General features: G+C 45.5%; 15 protein-coding genes. 11 read left to right on the top strand and 4 right to left on the bottom strand.

The window, feature by feature from the left end:
• Positions 1 to 241: 241 nt before the first annotated feature.
• Positions 242 to 1,213 (top strand): TDT family transporter, encoded by a 972-nt coding sequence (locus D5I41_RS05465; RefSeq protein ID WP_119008883.1) that lies wholly within the window; start codon positions 242 to 244, stop codon positions 1,211 to 1,213.
• A 16-nt stretch (positions 1,214 to 1,229) separates the two neighbouring features.
• Here the strand turns inward: D5I41_RS05465 and folE are convergent, their stop codons facing one another.
• Positions 1,230 to 1,883 (bottom strand): GTP cyclohydrolase I FolE, encoded by a 654-nt coding sequence (gene folE, locus D5I41_RS05460; RefSeq protein ID WP_017032013.1) that lies wholly within the window; start codon positions 1,881 to 1,883, stop codon positions 1,230 to 1,232.
• 171 nt (positions 1,884 to 2,054) lie between these two features.
• Between folE and moeA the strand changes: the two genes are divergently transcribed.
• The 4 genes from moeA (at position 2,055) to D5I41_RS05440 (ending at position 5,982) form a co-directional block, all read left to right on the top strand.
• Positions 2,055 to 3,293 (top strand): molybdopterin molybdotransferase MoeA, encoded by a 1,239-nt coding sequence (gene moeA, locus D5I41_RS05455; RefSeq protein WP_119008882.1) that lies wholly within the window; start codon positions 2,055 to 2,057, stop codon positions 3,291 to 3,293.
• Between the two features lie 8 nt (positions 3,294 to 3,301).
• Positions 3,302 to 4,054 carry a molybdopterin-synthase adenylyltransferase MoeB gene (moeB, locus tag D5I41_RS05450; protein ID WP_119008881.1) on the top strand — a complete coding sequence of 251 codons (753 nt, stop codon included), beginning with the start codon at positions 3,302 to 3,304 and terminating at the stop codon, positions 4,052 to 4,054.
• Positions 4,055 to 4,189: 135 nt separating this feature from the next.
• Positions 4,190 to 5,146, top strand: a complete 957-nt coding sequence (tal, locus tag D5I41_RS05445; protein ID WP_119008880.1) for a transaldolase — start codon at positions 4,190 to 4,192, stop codon at positions 5,144 to 5,146.
• Between the two features lie 629 nt (positions 5,147 to 5,775).
• Entirely contained in the window at positions 5,776 to 5,982 is a 207-nt protein-coding gene (locus D5I41_RS05440; protein WP_119008879.1) for a dodecin, read from the top strand.
• Positions 5,983 to 6,030: 48 nt separating this feature from the next.
• Here D5I41_RS05440 and D5I41_RS05435 read toward each other — a convergent pair whose 3' ends face one another.
• Both D5I41_RS05435 and narQ read right to left on the bottom strand, forming a co-directional pair.
• Complete coding sequence (locus D5I41_RS05435) at positions 6,031 to 6,636, bottom strand: response regulator (protein WP_119008878.1); 606 nt, start codon at positions 6,634 to 6,636, stop codon at positions 6,031 to 6,033.
• 13 nt (positions 6,637 to 6,649) lie between these two features.
• Positions 6,650 to 8,368 carry a nitrate/nitrite two-component system sensor histidine kinase NarQ gene (gene narQ, locus D5I41_RS05430; protein ID WP_119008877.1) on the bottom strand — a complete coding sequence of 573 codons (1,719 nt, stop codon included), beginning with the start codon at positions 8,366 to 8,368 and terminating at the stop codon, positions 6,650 to 6,652.
• A 176-nt stretch (positions 8,369 to 8,544) separates the two neighbouring features.
• On the opposite strand from narQ, the gene napF reads away from it, so the two are divergent.
• The 6 genes from napF to D5I41_RS05400 all read left to right on the top strand — a co-directional run bounded on the left by napF (position 8,545) and on the right by D5I41_RS05400 (position 13,243).
• On the top strand, positions 8,545 to 9,063 hold the full coding sequence (gene napF / locus D5I41_RS05425; RefSeq protein ID WP_119008876.1) for a ferredoxin-type protein NapF: 519 nt from the start codon (positions 8,545 to 8,547) through the stop codon (positions 9,061 to 9,063).
• Positions 9,050 to 9,379, top strand: coding sequence for a chaperone NapD (locus D5I41_RS05420; RefSeq protein ID WP_119008875.1), 330 nt, complete (start codon positions 9,050 to 9,052; stop codon positions 9,377 to 9,379). The genes napF and D5I41_RS05420 overlap by 14 nt, the downstream gene beginning before the upstream one ends.
• The gene (napA, locus tag D5I41_RS05415; RefSeq protein ID WP_119008874.1) at positions 9,376 to 11,865 is read left to right on the top strand and encodes a periplasmic nitrate reductase subunit alpha; all 2,490 of its coding nucleotides are present in this window, start codon (positions 9,376 to 9,378) and stop codon (positions 11,863 to 11,865) included. The genes D5I41_RS05420 and napA overlap by 4 nt, the downstream gene beginning before the upstream one ends.
• Positions 11,866 to 11,933: 68 nt before the next feature.
• Positions 11,934 to 12,488: a nitrate reductase cytochrome c-type subunit gene (locus D5I41_RS05410; RefSeq protein ID WP_371860088.1), complete on the top strand. Its 555-nt coding sequence runs from the start codon at positions 11,934 to 11,936 to the stop codon at positions 12,486 to 12,488.
• A 32-nt stretch (positions 12,489 to 12,520) separates the two neighbouring features.
• A complete protein-coding gene (locus D5I41_RS05405) occupies positions 12,521 to 13,093 on the top strand; it encodes a NapC/NirT family cytochrome c (protein WP_119008873.1) in 573 nt (190 codons plus the stop codon).
• A gap of 9 nt (positions 13,094 to 13,102) precedes the next feature.
• A complete protein-coding gene (locus D5I41_RS05400) occupies positions 13,103 to 13,243 on the top strand; it encodes a TIGR02808 family protein (RefSeq protein ID WP_119008872.1) in 141 nt (46 codons plus the stop codon).
• Positions 13,244 to 14,056: 813 nt separating this feature from the next.
• Here the strand turns inward: D5I41_RS05400 and D5I41_RS05395 are convergent.
• On the bottom strand, positions 14,057 to 15,226 hold the full coding sequence (locus D5I41_RS05395) for a BamA/TamA family outer membrane protein (RefSeq protein WP_235868864.1): 1,170 nt from the start codon (positions 15,224 to 15,226) through the stop codon (positions 14,057 to 14,059).
• Between the last annotated feature and the right edge of the window lie 103 nt (positions 15,227 to 15,329).

Genomic DNA, 15,329 nt, shown 5'->3' with positions numbered 1-15,329 from the left:
ATTTACGGCTCTTCAGCTGTGTTGCGATTACACTTATGTTAATCAAAGTGAGGTAACCCTTTCCTCCCTGTCAGATTCGATTTTTACCTCACAATTTAACTATGGCGCATATTTTAAAAACTGCAAGTATTACCAGATAATGAATTGTTTATTACTTTTTTGATCATGGCAATAAGCGCTCGGTTGCGGTTTAATATGCAACATTCCAGATTTGCCATTTTACCCTCGGAGAATAAGAGACTTGTTACGCAAATTTCATCGGTTCCATCACATTCCGCCTTCGCAAGCTGCGCTTGCACTGGGACTGATAGGTTTAGGACAGGCATGGGCATTGTATATCCCAGATGTTGGCAATGTCATTCGTCCTTATTTAGCGTTAATTGGTACTCTGATACTGATTCCAGTACTCCTAAAGTACACACTTAACCCGCGTCTTTTTATCGCTGACATTAAGCATCCCCTCAGCGGCAGTTTAATGGCGCCGATGAGCATGGCGTTACTGGTACTTTGTGACTATCTCGCCACCGAGATTCCTGATATCGCATCCGTGTTATGGTTTGCTTCGTTGGGCCTACATATCACCATGATGGTGCTATTTTTTGGATTTCAATTCGCCAACTTTAAGATGGTCAATATTGTGCCGAGTTGGTTCCTTTATCCCGTGGGCGTGATCAGTAGTACGTTGGCGGGATCAGAGCTGGGGCATACAGTTTTTTCGCAAAACATGGCTATGCTGTGTATTGGCATCTATTTCCTCATGCTTCCGTTGGTTCTCTATCGCTTAGTGTTCTTTGGAAAATTACCTCGCCGAGCTCGCCCAACGCTCGCCATCATGGCGGCACCGATCAACCTAACCCTTGCGGCTTATTTAGTGAATTTTCCAGAACCGGACGCAATTCTAACGGGGGCTTTAGCCGGCATCGCCATTACGATGACCTTGCTTATCTACCTATGCTACATCAACCTATTAAGACTGAAATTCCAGCCTTCCATTGCTGCAGTTACCTTCCCATCAGTGATCAGTGCGATTGCCATGTCGAGACTGACCACATGGTTTGAATTGGCACACGAAGATTGGTATTGGCTACATAAATTTGGGATGTTCGAGCTGACAATAGCAACGCTATTGGTGTTGTGGGTATCAGCAGGATATGTGGCCATGTATTGGCCGGAGCGGTTTAAACCTCAACACAAGAAGATTAAACCGCAATAGATAGCAAGCTAGACGATTAACGCAGGCCGTGAAGAAACTCGTGACGAGTGGCCGCGTTAGATTTAAAGATTCCGCCTAGTGCGGTGGTCGTAGTTTCACTGGTTGCGTCCATTACGCCGCGAGATTTAACGCAGTAATGAGTAGCATCAATGGTAACCGCAACATCTTCACTCTCAAGCAAGGTTTGTAGCGCAATAAGGATTTGCTGAGTCATGCGCTCTTGTACTTGAGGGCGCTGAGCAAAAAATCGCACTATGCGATTAATCTTCGACAGGCCTATGATCTTGGTACGAGGAATATAAGCCACCGCTGCACGACCATCGATAGTCACTAAGTGGTGCTCACAGGTACTGGTCAAAGTAATGTCCTTCACACGCACCATTTCGCTCACGTCCATCTTGTTTTCGATAACCGTAATCTTTGGGAAACGTGCGTAATCTAGGCCAGAAAACACCTCGTCCACATACATTTTAGCGATGCGTTTTGGCGTGTCTTGCAAAGAGTCATCCGTTAGATCCAATTGCAATAAGCCTAAGATCTCACGCATGTGATGCTCAATCTGCTGCTTTTTATCTTCCGCAGTAAGGTCACTGGCTACCATTGGGGTTTCTAAACCACGATTAGCAAGTGCTTCTTTTACCAGCAGAGCTGATTCGCTTAAACCTGACATTTAACTCTCCATCTGTACATCTTTGCATCGCACGACCAACATTTGCGCGATGGCGAAAGAGAATACTTGGATTTCATCAAAATTACATCATCTAATTTAATCACTTAAGTGTCTCACTCTTGGCATCGTGTTACAGTTTGTTTTTTATCGCTGTACTAACAAGGAATTATGATGGGTTGCTGTGACGCTCCGGGCTTGATGCCGATTGAAGAGGCAATGGCCAAAATTCTCGAAAACACTCATACCGTCCAAGAGACTGAATCACTGCTTCTCGACAAAGCTATTGGCCGAGTACTCGCTAGTGAAATATTATCCCCTATTCATGTTCCCCCTTTTGATAATTCAGCCATGGATGGGTATGCGGTAAGAATTGCAGACCTAAATACACAGTCAACGCTTCCATTAGTCGGGCAATCTTTTGCAGGTGCTCCTCTACAAGGAGAATGGCCAGAAGCAACATGTATTCGCATTATGACTGGCGCACAAATCCCAGAAGGGTGCGACGCTGTGGTAATGCAAGAGAATGTCACTGTGACTGACGAAGGTATCGTGTTTGACCCTTCAAATGTAAAAACCAATCAGAATATCCGCCCACTCGGTGACGACATCCAAATAGGACAACTTGTGCTTAGCAAAGGGAAGCGACTCACTGCACGTGACCTACCCATGCTGGCCTCACTCGGTGTCGCGCACGTTGAGGTGTACCGCAAGCCTATCGTGGCCACTTTCTCCACCGGTGATGAACTAAAGCCTGTAGGAACGCCACTGGGCGCAGGCGAGATATACGACAGCAATCGCTACGGAACCATACCTTTGTTTGAGAAGTTTGGCTGTGATGTTGTTGACCTAGGCGTTATCCCTGACGATGTGGAGCTACTCGCGCAAGCGTTTGAAAAAGCGAAGACAGAAGCTGACGTCGTTGTGACTTCCGGTGGCGTAAGTGTCGGTGAAGCCGATTTCACCAAGGATATCCTTGAACAAAAAGGCGAAATTGGCTTTTGGAAACTGGCAATAAAACCAGGCAAGCCCTTTGCATTCGGCAAATTGGATGATGCCCTATTCTGCGGCCTGCCAGGAAACCCGGTATCCGCCTTTATGACCGCTTACATCTTAGTTCAGCCATTATTAGCTAAACTCGGTGGCGAAAGTAAATGGAAAGAAGCGCCAACCTTACCGGCTAAGACTTTATCTTCATTCAAGAAAAGTCCAGGCCGCACGGATTACCAACGTGGTATCTATGCCATAAACGAGCGCGGAGAGTTTGAAGTGGAAACAACGGGAAACCAAAGCTCTGGAGCCTTCCGTTCAATGAGTCTGGCAAATTGCTTTGTCATTCTTGAACGCGAGCGTGGCCGAGTGGAAGCGGGAGAAACCGTTCAGATCCAATTGTTTAACTCAACACTTTATTAGAGGCTGACATGGAAATCTTGAGCGACAAGGAGATGCTTCGCTACAATCGCCAAATCATCTTACGCTCCTTTGATTTTGAGGGGCAAGAGGCCCTCAAACAAGCCTCAGTGCTTGTTATTGGTGCTGGAGGCTTAGGTTGTGCGGCAACGCCTTATCTAGTGTCTGGTGGCGTAGGCAAGCTAACCATTGTCGACGATGATGTTGTAGAGCTCTCCAATTTACAGCGACAGATTCTTCATACCGAGTCCGATATCAACGCTCTAAAGGTAGAATCAGCCAAAGCTAGCCTATCCCAGCTCAATTCAAATTGTGAGATAACCGCTATAGCGCGTCGCTTAGATGACCATGAGCTTGATACCGCCGTCGCCAATCATTCGTTGATAATTGATGCCAGTGATAATCTCACCACTAGAAACCAGTTAAATCGACTGTGTCACAAACATAAAACGCCTTTGGTTTCAGGTGCTGCAATTCGGCTTGAAGGACAGGTGATCAGCTTCACCTATCAAGATGATGAGCCTTGCTACCAATGTTTAAGCACCCTGTTTGGTGCTAATGAATTGAGTTGTGTTGAGGCTGGCATCTTAGCGCCTGTTGTGGGTGTTATCGGCAGTATGCAAGCATTGGAAGCTATCCATCTGCTGTCAAATTTGGGCACGCACAAGCCCGGAAAATTAATGATGTTTGATGCTCTAAGCATGAAATGGCAAGAGTTTACTCTACCAAAACAACCGTCATGTCCTGTTTGTAAAATCCGGTAAACGTTTGCGTAAGATTTTTATCACATTCTTCCAATGAAAATGATTCACAAACTCGCTTCAATACCTTAGATTAATCCTATCTTTAAGGGTGGCACTCCCCACCACCCTGTTTTTCTTGTATAGGATGAACAAGACATGAGCAATAAACTAGAACAACTTCGCTCTATGACTGTAGTGGTCGCTGACACAGGTGATATTGAAGCAATTGCTAAATATAAACCTCAAGACGCTACAACAAACCCTTCGCTAATTCTGAAAGCCTCTCAACTTGAGCACTACGCATCGCTGATTGATAGCGTCATTGCTCAAACTAAGCAGAAGTTTGATGACCTAGACCAACAATTAAACTACGCCGGTGACTTGCTTGCAGTAAACATTGGTAAAGAGATCCTAGGTATTATCCCAGGTCGCATCTCAACTGAGGTTGATGCTCGTCTATCTTACGATACCGAAGGCAGCATCGCGCGCGCTCGTGGCTTAATCAAGATGTATGAAGAAGCGGGTATTTCAAAAGACCGCGTTCTTATTAAATTAGCGTCTACATGGCAAGGCATTCGTGCTGCTGAGCAACTTGAAAAAGAAGGTATCAACTGTAACCTTACTCTGTTGTTTTCATTTGCTCAGGCACAAGCGTGTGCTGAAGCGGGCGTATTCCTAATCTCGCCATTCGTTGGTCGCATCATGGATTGGTACAAAGCTAAAGAAGGCCGTGATTTTGCTGCTAGCGAAGACCCAGGCGTTCAATCAGTAACGGCAATCTACGACTACTTTAAAGACCACGGTTACAAAACAGTAGTAATGGGAGCAAGCTTCCGTAATACCGGTGAAATCCTGGAGCTAGCTGGCTGTGATCGTCTAACCATTAGCCCTGCTCTTCTTGAAGATCTTGAGAATGCTGAAGGCGTTGTTGAAGAGAAGCTTGTTGATAACGGTGCAACTAAAGAGCGCCCTACTCCTCTAACAGAAGCAGAGTTCTTCTGGGGTCATAACCAAGACCCAATGGCAGTAGAGAAACTCGCTGAAGGTATCCGCTTGTTCGCAGTAGACCAAGTTAAGCTAGAAGAAATGCTGACAGCGAAGCTGACAGCTTAACCCACAGCTAACGCTTCGTTTGTTATTGCTAGGCTCCTACTTTGTAGGGGCCTTTTTTTTATCCTAGCTGATAGCTGATAGATTGAGATTTGGCTCGCCCTTTGTACTCTCAGATGCCCGATAAAGCACTTCGGGCACGACGATATCTGTCCCTGTCATCTCCGAGTGCTCCTATCGGAGATCTAACCACTTGCTGGGCAAAGGGAAAGCCTCAAACACCGCTAGCTCTTCGCTTTCAACTACCAGACAGAGGTTTGGCTTGCCCTTTACACTCTCAGATGCCCGATAAAACACTTCAGGCACGACGATATCTGACCCTGTCATCTCCGAGTGCTCCTATCGGAGATCTAACCGCTTTCCGGGCAAAGGGAAAGCCTCAAACTCCCCTAGCTCTTCGCTTTCAACTACCAGACTGAGGTTTGGCTTGCTCTTTGCACTCTCAGATGCCCGATAAAGCACTTCGGGCACGACGATATCTGCTCCTGTCATCTCCGAGTGCTCCTATCGGAGATCTAGCCCTTTGTCGACTACAGGAAAAGATCTAAAGCTGATAGCTATCAAATCTTGCCACATTCTCACAGCACAACTAGGTTTACTAAGTTCCAATCATTATTTCAAGGAGAACCTAGATGCCACACCACACCTATAAGAAAATGGAAATTGTTGGATCATCAAGCGTCGGTATCGATGACGCAATCAATAACGCCGTAGAAAAAGCCAGTCAAAGCGTGCACAGCATGCGCTGGTTTGAGATGCAGGAAGTTCGTGGTCATATCGAGGATGGAAAAGTCGCCCATTGGCAGGTGACGGTAAAGATTGGGTTTACGCTGGATTAGACATTAAAAAAGAGGCACAGAGCCTCTTTTTTAATACTTGTAGCTAGATTAACCATAATGCTCTAAATACAAAATAGTCGCAGCGGTACGTGATTTCACTTGTAGCTTCTTCAATAAGCTCTTCATGTGTACCTTAACCGTCGACTCAGAGATAAATAGCACATCCGCTATCTGCTTGTTGCGGTGACCTAGAGCCACCTTTGATAGGATTTCTAGCTCGCGCTCAGTGAGACTGTCTAGCAAACTTGGATTCTCAGCACGGTCACGAATGTGCTGAGCCACAATATCACTGTATACCTTATCACCATCTAAGGCCGAATGAAGGTGTTCAATCAGTTCATCGGGTTCACTATCTTTCAATAGGTAGCCGTCTGCGCCCGCTTTGACGATGGCATCAATGTCTGCAGGTGAATCCGAAACTGTAAGGATCACGATCTTTGCTGTAATGCCCTCAGATCTCAGTGCTTGCAGTGTATTTAAGCCTGACAGCCCCTTCATATTTAAGTCCAGTAAGATAAGATCAAGTTCATGTTGATGAGCCAACGCCAATGCTTCGGTACCGTTGGTTGCCTCACACAAAATATCGAACTCATCTTCGAACGACAGCAATTGCTTGATGCCACGACGAATCAATGGATGGTCATCCACAATCATAATGCGATAGGTACTACTCACTGTCAGATTCATCCTTACAGGTAAAGGTTATTTGTACTGTGCTCCCAACATTGGGCTCACTGGTGATGGTTAGCTTGCCATTGAGATACTGGCTTCGCTCATTGAGAATAGATAGACCGTAATGGTCTGCTTTCTCAATCTCGGTGTCAAATCCCTGTCCGTTATCTATGATAGCGACGGTAATTTGATCCCCTTCTTGCAAACATTGCACATGCAATATGTTCGCCTCTGCATGTTTGATGGCATTGTTGGTTGCTTCACGAATGATCTGCAATAAATGAACTTGCTGCGAAGCCTGAAGCTGTATGGAAGAGAGGTTATTCTCTACATGTATCTCTGCATCCGTTGTGGTTTGTAGCTTATCAATCAACACATTGAGCGCATCACCAAAATTCGCTTCATCAATACTGAACCTAAAGGTACCGAGTAATTCCCTCAATTGGGTGTATGCCTCTCGCAAGCCATCATCAATTTCTTGAACGATAGCGGAAGACTTCGGCATTTCGGCTATTGAGCCTTCTTTTTTCATCGAGCGTTTCAATAAGCTCATTTGGATCTTCAAAAACGACAAGGATTGCGCCAGAGAATCATGCAGTTCTCGTGCGATAGCACTTCGCTCTGCATAGATAAGAAGCTGCTCAAACTTCTTTTGCGCCTGATTGTAATAGATACCTCGAGCCAGAATGTAAGACATATTATCGATGAGCTCTTGCTCAGCAAATTGTGCTGTCGTTTGCAGACATAGGCTCCCCAATCTCACCTCATCAAGAATCAACGGTGTCTCTTGCCATTCATCTCCAAAGACTTCACCCGCGATTAACTCGGTAGATTGACCCGCGCTATCATCGATAATCAGTTTGACGGCCCCAACGTTCTCTACCGTCGACATATTGCTGATGATCTGTTGAAAATGCGCAGGTGCCAGTCGTGATGCAGAAAGTTGCTGGGTGCTTTTGTACAACACCTTTAGCGAGCGGTTTGCATGGCGCAGTTCCTCTGTCTTATTTTCTACTGTTGCTTCCAACCTTTGATAGTGGTTCTTTAGGTTTTGAGTCATACCATTAAACGTAGAAGCCACCGCCCCCAGCTCATTGTTGACCGATTCATTCAACACCACATTGAAATTCTGCGACTCCACCTCTCGGCTGGCATTAACTAAAGATTGCAATGGCTGCAACACCTTGAGCCTAACAAAGCGCATGATGACTAAAGAGATAAGGATAATGCAGGTCAAACCAAACCCACTGAACACCACCATATTGAGAAGCTTTTGCTCAGTATTTAACTGCAATTTAAGTACAAACTTGTCGATACGAGATACAAATACGGGAACGTGTTGCTGATATTCAGGATACCTTCCAGAAAGCAACAGGTCCTTCATCACATGCCAGCGATCGACAATGGACTGATAGTCCTCTTGAATATCAGTGGGTACATTCCAGCGAATAAGGTTTTGCATTGAGGGTGAGAACAAAGATGTTTCAAATTGCTCGATATGCCCAATTGTTTCTGGGGAATCGATCTCTATATCGTAAGCGAGCCTATAGCTTTGCATCCTCATTGAGCCTGAGACATTCACGGCCTCGGCATCATCAAAGCTAGAATATACCGTCACAACAGACACTATGATGGTCAATGCGGACAAAATCACCATCAAGGACACTGCGCCACCAATGGTGAAAGAGACGGACTGAGCTGTTCTTTTTTTCACTTAAAATCCCATTAATATTATCGTGATCTGGGTAGCATTAACTAATTGATCTAAAACAATTTACGCACCACTTTAACCCTTTTGAGGTATATCGCCTACAATATATTCACCTAAACTTAGTAGGTATTAATGCAAGTACATATTTATAGTTTACGCTCAATAGCTTAGGGACAACATTGGTCGATCTATCAAAACGGAAATTATTTACTCGGCGCACCTCAAAATCACAGCTTGTTTATGAAACAGGTCAACGACTTCCTTGGGCGAAAGCAGACTCTGAGTTTATTGATGGCTGTACCCAGTGTGGCAAGTGTATTGACGCTTGTGAAACCAAAATCATTGTTAAAGGCAGCGGTGGTTACCCCAGCGTAGATTTTGAAAAAGGCGAATGTACCTTCTGCAAGCAATGTTCTTACGTTTGTCCTGAACCAATTTTTAATGCCACAAATGAGGCACCTTGGCAAATAACGGCTAAAATTGAAGATACTTGCCTCGCATTTAAGAATGTCGAATGTCGCACCTGTAGCGACGAATGCGAACCGATAGCAATACAATTTTCTTTTGGCGTTGGGCATGTCCCCCAACCCAAACTAGACTCTCAGTTGTGTACTGGATGTGGAGCTTGCATAAGCGCCTGCCCAGTTTCAGCTATATCAATGACTGACTGCAATGAGGATAGCAATGCCAGCCAGTGAAGTTCATATCTCAAGTTTTGTTGTTTACTGTGCTCCCGATGCGATGGAAAGCGTCCGAAGCAAGGTAAATAGTTTTTCAGCCACCGAGATTTACGCCGAAGATGAAGGCAAGTTTGTTGTGGTTATGGAAACAGAGAACGAAGGTTTTATCACGACTACTATTGATGAAATTAACGACCTACCTGAAGTAATTAGTACGGCTTTGGTTTACCACCAGATTGAATCCGATATTGACAACCTTGACACCGACATACATGCAACGGCGACAACCGATGCCAGCATCGGTTCACCGACCCCGCAAGAGGACACATTATGAAAATGACACGACGCGAGTTTGTGAAAGCAAACGCTGCAGCATCCGCTGCTGCGGTAGCCGGAATTTCACTTCCCGCTTCTGCTACCAATCTGATCGCAAGTTCAGACCAAACCAAGATCAAATGGGATAAAGCTCCCTGCCGTTTTTGTGGTACAGGCTGTTCGGTATTAGTCGGGACTCAAAACGGTAAGGTGGTTGCAACTCAAGGTGACCCTGAAGCTCCAGTAAACAAAGGCCTAAACTGTATCAAAGGCTACTTCCTTTCCAAGATCATGTACGGCCAAGATCGCTTGACTCAGCCTCTACTGCGTATGACGGATGGCAAGTACGATAAAAACGGTGAATTTACTCCCGTGTCTTGGGACGTTGCTATGGATACCATGGCAGACAAGTGGAAAGAGGCATTGAAGAAAAGCGGACCGACTAGCGTTGGTATGTTTGGTTCTGGTCAGTGGACCGTTATGGAAGGCTACGCTGCTTCAAAAATGATGAAGGCAGGCTTCCGTTCAAACAACATTGACCCTAACGCCCGTCACTGTATGGCATCTGCGGTAGTAGGTTTCATGCGCGCCTTTGGTATCGATGAGCCAATGGGTTGTTACGATGACTTCGAAAATGCGGATGCGTTCGTACTTTGGGGGTCAAACATGGCCGAGATGCACCCGGTTCTATGGACTCGTATTGCAGATCGCCGTTTAAGCCACCCTCACGTAAAAGTGAACGTTCTGTCGACCTACTATCATCGTTCTTTTGAATTGGCGGATCACGGCTACATTTTCCACCCTCAATCTGACCTTGCAATTGCGAACTTCATCGCCAATTACATTATTCAAAACAACAAAGTAAACCAAGACTTTGTTAACAAGCACACTCACTTCAAACAAGCAGATACCGATATCGGTTACGGCTTGCGTGATGAAGACCCATTGCAGCAAGCGGCTGCAAATCCAAACTCAGGCAATATGACCGGCATCAGCTTTGATGAGTATGCGAAATCTGTAGCACCATATACGGCAGCTAAAGCGAGTGAAATTTCAGGCGTTTCAGAAGAACATCTTGTTCAACTGGCTGAGCAATACGCAGATCCAAACACTAAAGTAATGTCACTTTGGACTATGGGTGTTAACCAGCACACTCGTGGTGTTTGGATGAACAACCTGATTTATAACATTCACTTATTAACCGGTAAAATTTCAACTCCAGGTAACTCTCCATTCTCACTAACGGGCCAGCCGTCGGCGTGTGGTACAGCTCGTGAAGTAGGTACGTTCGCTCACCGTCTGCCAGCAGATATGGTGGTCGCTAACCCTAAACACCGTGCGATTGCAGAAGATATCTGGAAGCTTCCTGAAGGGACTATTCCGCCTAAACCAGGTTACCACGCAGTATTGCAAGACCGTATGCTAAATGACGGTAAACTCAACGCGTACTGGGTGATGTGTAACAACAACCTTCAAGCGGGTCCAAATATCAACACTGAGCGTCTACCTGGTTATCGTAACCCTGAAAACTTCATCGTATGTTCAGACCCTTACCCTACGGCGACAGCACAAGCAGCTGACCTTATTCTTCCAACTGCAATGTGGATTGAGAAAGAAGGGGCTTACGGTAACGCTGAACGTCGTACACAGGCATGGTATCAACAAGTTGAAACCGTAGGCGAAGCGAAGTCTGACTTGTGGCAGCTAATGGAATTCTCTAAACGCTTCAAGATGGAAGAAGTTTGGCCTGAAGACCTATTGGCTAAAGCTCCTGAGTATCGCGGTAAAACTATGTACGACATGCTGTTTAAAAACGGTCATATCGACAAATACCCATTATCTGAGGCACAAGAGCTGAACGACGACGCTAAGGCACAAGGCTTCTACGTGCAGAAAGGTCTGTTCGAAGAGTACGCAACCTTTGGACGTGGTCACGGTCACGATTTAGCCCCATACGATGTTTACCACCAAGTGCGCGGTCTACGCTGGCCAGTGGTTGACGGTAAAGAAACTCAATGGCGCTTTAAAGAAGGCTCGGATCCATACGCTAAGAAAGGTTCTGATTGGGACTTCTATGGCAAGCCAGATGGCAAGGCGTGGATTATCTCCGCTCCTTACGAAGCTCCACCAGAGGTGCCTGATGCAGAGTTCGACATGTGGTTATGTACCGGTCGTGTTCTAGAGCACTGGCACACAGGTACTATGACTCGTCGTGTACCAGAGCTTTATAAGGCTGTTCCAGATGCGGTCTGCTACATCCACCCCGCTGATGCTAAAGCAAAAGATCTACGTCGTGGTGACGAGGTATTAGTGTCCAACAAACGTGGCGAGATCCGTGTTCGTGTCGAAACTCGTGGCCGTAACCGCCCGCCTCAAGGCTTAGTTTTCGTGCCATTCTTTGATGCGCGAATTCTGATCAATAAGCTGATCTTGGATGCAACCGATCCCCTATCTAAACAGACTGACTATAAGAAATGTCCAGTCAAGATCACCAAAGTGGCTTAGGCCTTTGTCAAATATTCGGGGCTAGTAGTCTAGCCCCCAAAATTTAGCCATTAGGCGGAGAAATAATAATGAAAAAGCTGTTGATTGCTCTGTTATCAATAAGTGCTATTGGCGCAGGAATTGTGCAAGCGGACGTTGAAGGTGTCAGCAATGCGAAACCCGATATGGACGACGCTATGCTTGAACAAACCGATATGGAAAAAGCAGAGAACGCTGGTGTAGAACAAGCGGAGCTCTACAATCCGGGCGGTATTGGTGGCGTTGAATCCTTACGTGGTATGAGCGAGTTAGAGGCAACACGTGCTGCAGACTCATTCAAAAAATACCCTCGCGAGCAAGTCATCCAAAGTGACTACGTGTATCAACCCCCTCTTATCCCTCATAACATCAGAGGATATGAAGTTTCACTGAATGCAAACAAGTGCCTTGCATGTCATAGCTGGAAAAATGCTAGCGAAATGGGTGCTACTAAGGTGAGCGTAACTCACTACGTAAACCGTGAAGATGCTGTGTTGGCCGACGTATCTCCACGCCGTTACTTCTGCTTGCAATGCCACGTGCCGCAAGCAAATGCGAAACCACTGGTAGAGAACGAATTTAAACCTGTTGATTCACTTCAATAACCTTTGCTAGTTGTTAACAAAAGAGGCTATTTATGAAATTTTTAAAAGCGTTTTGGAAGAGACTAACAACCCCGAGTAAGGCTGCAGCAGGCATCATATTATTCATGGGGTTTGCTGGTGGTCTTCTATTCTGGGGCGCGTTCAATACCGGGATGGAATACACCAATACTGAAGAGTTCTGCGCAGGATGTCATGAGCCTATCGTTCAAGAGATTCAAGAAACTATTCACTACTCAAACCGCTCAGGCGTACGGGCAATTTGTTCTGATTGTCACGTTCCTCATGAGTGGACTGACAAGATAGTGCGTAAGGTTCAAGCGTCCAAAGAGGTATTTGCTCATATCATCGGTACCATCGACACTGAAGAGAAGTTCAAGGCTCGTCGTGGACACTTGGCAGAGCGAGAGTGGGCCCGTCTAAAGGCGAACGACTCTCTAGAGTGCCGAAACTGTCATGAATTTGATTACATGGACTTTTCTGAACAGGGCGATCGCAGTGTTAAGCAACACTCTACGGCACTTGCTTCAGGAGACAAGACCTGCGTAGATTGTCACAAAGGTATTGCACATAAATTGCCAGATATGCACGGCGTTGAAGGTTGGTAAGGGAGAGTTATGAGTCAATTAGAATCCATCATTTGGCATGTTTTAGGCTATAGCGCTATGCCCGTGATTATCATAGGTGGTTTTGCAGCGGTTGCTGCTATTTGTATCTGGCTACTTTCGATCACAGCGGATAAAGAAGAAACAAACTAAACCGAGGTTGTATTCGGTTCCTGATTAAGCTCGATGTTAATTGCATCGAGCTTTTTTTATGCGTGGTTCAGGGCAAGAATATTGTCATTCCCGCACGTTTTTAGCGGGAATCTTAGAGCACACTAAATGGAAGGTTGCCGATAAGGGTGCCGGCCAAAAAAAGACTTTTATATGACGCGTTTGTTTAAGTCACTGGTGTACGCAAAGCGCAACCCTCGTCACCTTCGAGTGCTCCTATCGAAGGTCTAGCAACGTACATCATTCAGATTGCCGATAAAACACTTCGGCAATGACGAGTGTGGAGAGCGGAGTGCTGTGTGCGGAGAGTGGAAAGTGGAGTGAGAGTGTCTAAATTACTGTCATTCCTGAGTATTCTTCTATGCCGGTACTCCGGTCGGGAATCTGATCTTTCCTCTATGAGTGAAAAAGTCATGAAACCACACTCATAACACATGAAATTGCACTCATATTCCATTATGTGGTCAACATCATAGAACCGAACCACCTTCTAGATGCAGTTCAAACTTTTCATGATGTGCGCTTTTTTTAACCACAATTAAGAGTAGGTTTGAACGGTAAGTTCATTCACTCATGAGGTAACTAGCATGATATACAGTCAACATGCAGATGAGATAAATAAAGCGGCAACCCATAAAATTGGAAGACTGATTGCCATAATTGTAGCGGTTAAGATTGGTCTAATTGCTCTACCAAGTATCATTTCTTCACTACACGGGTTAGGGCATTTCTTTTAGTTCCAATTTCAGCTTTACCTACTAGCGACTGCATCTTTAATGCAGTCGCAGGTCTTTACTAAAATACTTCGTTGACGTTAAAGTAAAATAAAGTCTCATCCTCACCGAAGCCCAAGTCAGCCCTCAGATTAATTCGTCCCTTTAGTCGATAGCGTAACCCCAAACCGTAGGTGGTTAGTACATCATCGCTTAACTCATCAAAATCTTCGCCGATAGAACCAACACCAGCCCAGAAGACACTCCCCCAACGACGGTATATTGGCAATCGATACTCTGCCTGCATCATAGCCATTTGCTCGTCTCTATAACGCCCTACGATATAGCCACGCATAGCATATGCACCACCGAGATCAGGCAGTCGGTTCCAGGGCACTTCCCCGGAAGTAAAATTACCTTGGCCTTGCAAAGCTAACACTCCAGGAACAGGTTCTAGGTCGATAAAATGGGCAAGCTCGATATCATAACGACCAAAGGAGTCCGAGTTAAGGTCACTGTAGTAGGCTCCAAAATCAGCCTGCAACAGAGTGCCTGTTTCGGTATTTTCAACGAAGTTACGAGTGTCATACAAAAGGACGCCTAGTACTCCGAAGGAAGTATTTGACTCTAAGTCATCAAATAATATCGGATTCCCTATCACCACCTCGTCCCCCACTTCAGGATCTCTCGTACCGGTGTAGTTGATGTTACCACCGATGCCCAAGAACCAATTGTCAGCCACTTTGTGGTACCAGCGTGGTGTCACCTGAAGGAGGGTTTGTGTATACAGCACCTTGTTTTCATCGTTACTCGCCGACTCATACCCCTTGCCGTAATACACAACCGGCTCGTCATAGGCCTCTGCCACTATCTCAAAGCGATTGCGCCCATCATTAAGAAAGGTAATGTTATCGAAGCTAAGTCCAAGAGAGAGGTTAGTTGAGACATAAGTATTAATTACAAACGAAGAAGGTTGCTCATAGTTCACTGCAGAATCAGTCTGATACAAGCCAATCACTAAGACTCCAGCACCAAACTCTTGTTCTGGGTTATAGAACACTGACGGGATATAACTCATATCAACCCCTTTATCAGGGTCAAACCCACCATCGGCACCAACAAAATCAAATGCTTTATCAACAACTGTGGGCTCTGCATCAGCAGGCGTTGGAAAGAGTGGTTCTACCGCTAGAGACGAGTAACTCAGTAGGACGAGAGTACTCGCCAGCCACGGGTAATAAATTCCTTTCACCACATGAAATCCTTTTCGTATAAATGTATGCAAGAATGTAACAACCCTATGTTACCGTTTTAACTGGACTTTTAATTGTTTACTCGTCTATTCTACCTCATGA

The organism is Vibrio superstes, assembly GCF_003569005.1.
Classification (GTDB): Bacteria; Pseudomonadota; Gammaproteobacteria; order Enterobacterales; family Vibrionaceae; genus Vibrio; species Vibrio superstes.
Note: the sequence above shows the minus strand (reverse complement) of the source record. Positions and strands in the feature narration are given on the sequence as shown.

Coding starts and splice junctions, on each gene's coding strand:
- folE (WP_017032013.1), bottom strand. CDS start 1,883: ATGTCAGGTTTAAGCGAATCAGCTCTGCTGGTAAAAGAAGCACTTGCT.
- moeA (WP_119008882.1), top strand. CDS start 2,055: ATGGGTTGCTGTGACGCTCCGGGCTTGATGCCGATTGAAGAGGCAATG.
- moeB (WP_119008881.1), top strand. CDS start 3,302: ATGGAAATCTTGAGCGACAAGGAGATGCTTCGCTACAATCGCCAAATC.
- tal (WP_119008880.1), top strand. CDS start 4,190: ATGAGCAATAAACTAGAACAACTTCGCTCTATGACTGTAGTGGTCGCT.
- D5I41_RS05440 (WP_119008879.1), top strand. CDS start 5,776: ATGCCACACCACACCTATAAGAAAATGGAAATTGTTGGATCATCAAGC.
- D5I41_RS05435 (WP_119008878.1), bottom strand. CDS start 6,636: ATGATTGTGGATGACCATCCATTGATTCGTCGTGGCATCAAGCAATTG.
- D5I41_RS05420 (WP_119008875.1), top strand. CDS start 9,050: ATGCCAGCCAGTGAAGTTCATATCTCAAGTTTTGTTGTTTACTGTGCT.
- napA (WP_119008874.1), top strand. CDS start 9,376: ATGAAAATGACACGACGCGAGTTTGTGAAAGCAAACGCTGCAGCATCC.
- D5I41_RS05410 (WP_371860088.1), top strand. CDS start 11,934: ATGAAAAAGCTGTTGATTGCTCTGTTATCAATAAGTGCTATTGGCGCA.
- D5I41_RS05405 (WP_119008873.1), top strand. CDS start 12,521: ATGAAATTTTTAAAAGCGTTTTGGAAGAGACTAACAACCCCGAGTAAG.
- D5I41_RS05400 (WP_119008872.1), top strand. CDS start 13,103: ATGAGTCAATTAGAATCCATCATTTGGCATGTTTTAGGCTATAGCGCT.